At 57.5% G+C, this 3,698-nt stretch carries 2 protein-coding genes; both read left to right on the plus strand.

The window, feature by feature from the left end; genetic code table 11:
- Positions 1 to 2,980 (plus strand): DNA-directed RNA polymerase subunit beta' (gene rpoC, locus HY768_09490; GenBank protein ID MBI4727431.1); only part of this gene is annotated, 2,980 nt, incomplete at its 5' end.
- A gap of 168 nt (positions 2,981 to 3,148) precedes the next feature.
- On the plus strand, positions 3,149 to 3,478 hold the full coding sequence (locus HY768_09495; GenBank protein ID MBI4727432.1) for a serine protease: 330 nt from the start codon (positions 3,149 to 3,151) through the stop codon (positions 3,476 to 3,478).
- Positions 3,479 to 3,698 lie beyond the last annotated feature (220 nt).

The raw sequence follows: 3,698 nt of genomic DNA on the forward strand, positions 1-3,698 counted from the left end.
CGAGCTGAAGCCCTATCAGTGCGGGCTTCCCAAGAGCATGGCTTTGGAGCTGTTCAAGCCATTCATTCTGAAAAAGCTGGAGGAAAAGGGATACGTCCAGAGCGTCAAAAGCGCCAAACGCCTGGTGGAAAAGGAAAAGCCAGGGGTCTGGGAAATCCTGGAAGAGATAGTCAAGGAGCATCCGGTGCTGCTGAACCGGGCCCCCACCCTGCACCGCCTGGGCATCCAGGCCTTTGAGCCGGTGCTGATCGAGGGCAAGGCCATCCGGATCCACCCCTTGGTGTGCGAGGCCTTCAACGCCGACTTCGACGGAGACCAGATGGCGGTGCACGTGCCGCTTTCCTACGAAGCCCAGATCGAGGCAGCCACCCTGATGCTTTCCACCAACAACGTGCTGTCGCCGGCCTCGGGCCGCCCGGTGATCACCCCGCGCCAGGACCTCGTCATCGGCTGCTACTATCTGACCAAGCCCCGGGCCGGAGCCAAGGGCGAGGGCAAGGCCTTTACCGATCAGAACGAGGTAATGCTGGCCTACGAAAACGGAATGCTGGCCCTGCACGCCAAGATTCAGATCAAGGTCAACGACCGCAAGATAGAGACCACCGCCGGCCGGGTGATCTTCAACCAGATCGTGCCCCCGGAGCTGGGCTACGTCAACGAAACCCTGGACAAGAAGGCCATCGACCGGCTGACCATGTCCTCGTTCCGCAAGCTGGGAAACTTCAGGACCGCCATGTTCATGGACGAGGTCAAGAAGATGGGCTTCACCTACGCCACCCAGGCCGGGGTGACCATCAGCCTCAACGACGTGATCGTGCCGGCCGAGAAAGAGGGCCTGGTCAAAAAGGGGATCGAGGCCACCGAGAAGATCCTCGGCCAGTACCGCAAGGGCGTGATCACCGACGCCGAGCGCTATAACAAAGTGATCGACGCCTGGACCCACGTCAACAACCAGGTAACCGAGACCCTGATCAAACGGCTGGCCAACGACCGCCAGGGCTTCAATCCGGTATTCATGATGCTGGACTCCGGGGCCCGGGGCAGCCGGGAACAGGTGCGCCAGCTGGGCGGGATGCGGGGCCTGATGTCCAAGCCCCAGAAGCGCCTGACCGGACAGGAGATCATCGAAACCCCCATCATCAACAACCTGCGGGAAGGCCTGACCATCGTGGAGTACTTCATCAGCACCCACGGAGCCCGCAAGGGCCTGGCCGACACCGCCCTTAAAACCTCCGAGGCCGGGTACCTCACCCGCCGCCTGGTGGACGTGGCCCAGGACATCATCATCACCGAAGAGGACTGCGGCACCATCATGGGCGAGGACCGGGGCGCCCTGAAAGAAGGCGAGGAGATCATCGAATCGCTTCGGGACCGGGTGCTGGGACGGGTGGCCATGGAGGACGTGGTAAACCCCATCACCGGCGAAATGATCGTGGGGTCCGGCGAAGAGATCAACGAGGATGCGGCCGAGGAGCTGTCGGAGGCCGGCATCGAAAAGATCCGGATCCGCTCGGTCTTGACCTGCGAGGCCAAGCGGGGCCTGTGCCGCAAATGCTACGGACGCAACCTGGCCACCGGAAAGATAGTGGACATGGGAGAGGCCACCGGAGTAATGGCCGCCCAGTCCATCGGCGAGCCCGGCACCCAGCTGACCCTGCGCACCTTCCACATCGGCGGCACCGCGGCCCGGATCGCGGTCCAGTCCAAGGTCTCGGCCAAGATCCCGGGCGCCCTGGAATTCAAGGCGCTGGAGACCATCGTCAAGGAATCGGGCGAGGCGGTGGTCATCAACCGCGACGGCGAGATCATCCTCCACGGGGAGAAGGCCGGGGTCAAGACCCGCTACACCGTGCCCTACGCCTCGGTGCTTAAGGCCGCCGACCAGGCCAAGGTGGCTCCCGGCGACACCCTGTTCGAATGGGATCCCCACACCGCCGCCATCATAGCCGAGCACTCGGGCACGGTCCAGTTCGCCGACATGACCCCCGACGTCACCATCTCCGAGGAGTTCGACGAAATAACCGGGATGCGCCGTCCGGTGGTGATCGAGAGCAAGGACAAGGACAAGAACAAGAACCTGTATCCCCACATCAATATCCTGGACAAGCGGGGCAAGAGCCTGTCCAGCTACCCCATCCCCATCGGGGCCCGGATCATGGCCCAGAACGGCCAGGCCATCGCGGCCGGAGAATTTTTGGCCAAGACCTCGCGCGAGATCTCCAAGACCCGCGACATCACTGCCGGGCTGCCCCGGGTGGCCGAGCTGTTTGAAGCCCGCAAGCCGGCCGATCCCTCGGTGGTCTCAGAGATCGACGGCCGGGTCAAGCTGGGCGAGATCGCCAAGGGCCAGCGCACCGTGATAGTTCGCAACGAGAACGGCGAGGAGCGGGCCTACCCGATCCCCTTAAGCAAGCACCTTTATGTCCGGGACGGCGACAAGGTGAAGTCAGGGGAAAAGGTGACCGAGGGATCGATCAATCCCCATGACATCTTACGTATCCGGGGCACGGCTGCGGTCCAGGTTTACTTAGTCAACGAGATCCAGGAGGTCTACCGGCTGAACGGCGTGGCCATCAACGACAAGCATATCGAGGTGATCGTGCGCCAGATGCTGCAGAAGGTGCGGGTCCAGGATCCCGGCGACACCATCTACATCGAGGGCGACCAGGTGGACAAGGCCTCGGTGCGCGAGGAGAACGAGCGGGTGCTTAAGGAGGGCGGCCGGCCGGCCACTTTCGAGTCGCTTTTAATGGGCATCACCAAGTCGGCATTGTCCACTTCCAGCTGGGTCTCGGCGGCCTCCTTCCAGGAGACCACCAGGGTCTTAACCGAAGCCGCGGTCCAGGGAAAATCGGATCCGCTCTTAGGCTTAAAGGAGAACGTGATAGTGGGCCGGCTGATCCCGGCCGGGACCGGGATCCGGCACTACCGCAATTTCAAGATTGAGGAGGAACAGCAGGAACGGCCGGCAGAGAAATAAAAAACCAATCCATTTATTTATTATTAATCTGAGTTTCATTCTGCACCGGCGGCTACTCCGATTCCACCGGCAGACCGTATCTTTGACCGTATCTTTTTGCTTGCATTTGGCTGCCGGCGGGGTGTATTCTTATAAAAATATGGACAATAGGGAGCACGTCAAAGGTATATGAAAAAGATAATAGCATATAATATGCTAATGGTAGCGCTATTTACGCCTATTTGTTGCGCTCAAGATATTGCTAGAATAGTAGAAGATGTCGGCAAGTCAGTTGTTGTGGTAATTGGATTTAATGTTGATAGTACAGCCAATAAGCTGGGTAGCGGATGTTTTATAAATAACAAGGGAGTAATACTAACAAATGCTCACGTTATTGATAGTTGTCTTTCCCTGCAAATTGAATTAACTGATACTATAATTGAAGTTGCGGCCAACTCTAATGGACTGTTTTGCACTACACGTAAGACAATAAAGATATATTTAACTAAGTGTAGTTAAATATATGTAAACAAAAGCCCGAATGATTTAACATTCGGGCGTAACTATTTTGAGGGAGCAAGCTTCCGCACTACCATGTTTAAACCTCAAAAATGCGCAATATGCAACAAAAAACCTCCCAAAGCATTGTAAATACTGATTCCGTATTTTAGGGTCACTTACAAAAACGATCCAAATTGTAGATTTTCCGGTTGAGCATTTTATGAACCTGCTCAAACTC

It is taken from the genome of candidate division TA06 bacterium (genome assembly GCA_016208585.1).
In the GTDB taxonomy this organism is placed as follows: domain Bacteria; phylum Edwardsbacteria; class AC1; order AC1; family EtOH8; genus UBA5202.

Coding starts and splice junctions, on each gene's coding strand:
- HY768_09495 (MBI4727432.1), top strand. CDS start 3,149: ATGAAAAAGATAATAGCATATAATATGCTAATGGTAGCGCTATTTACG.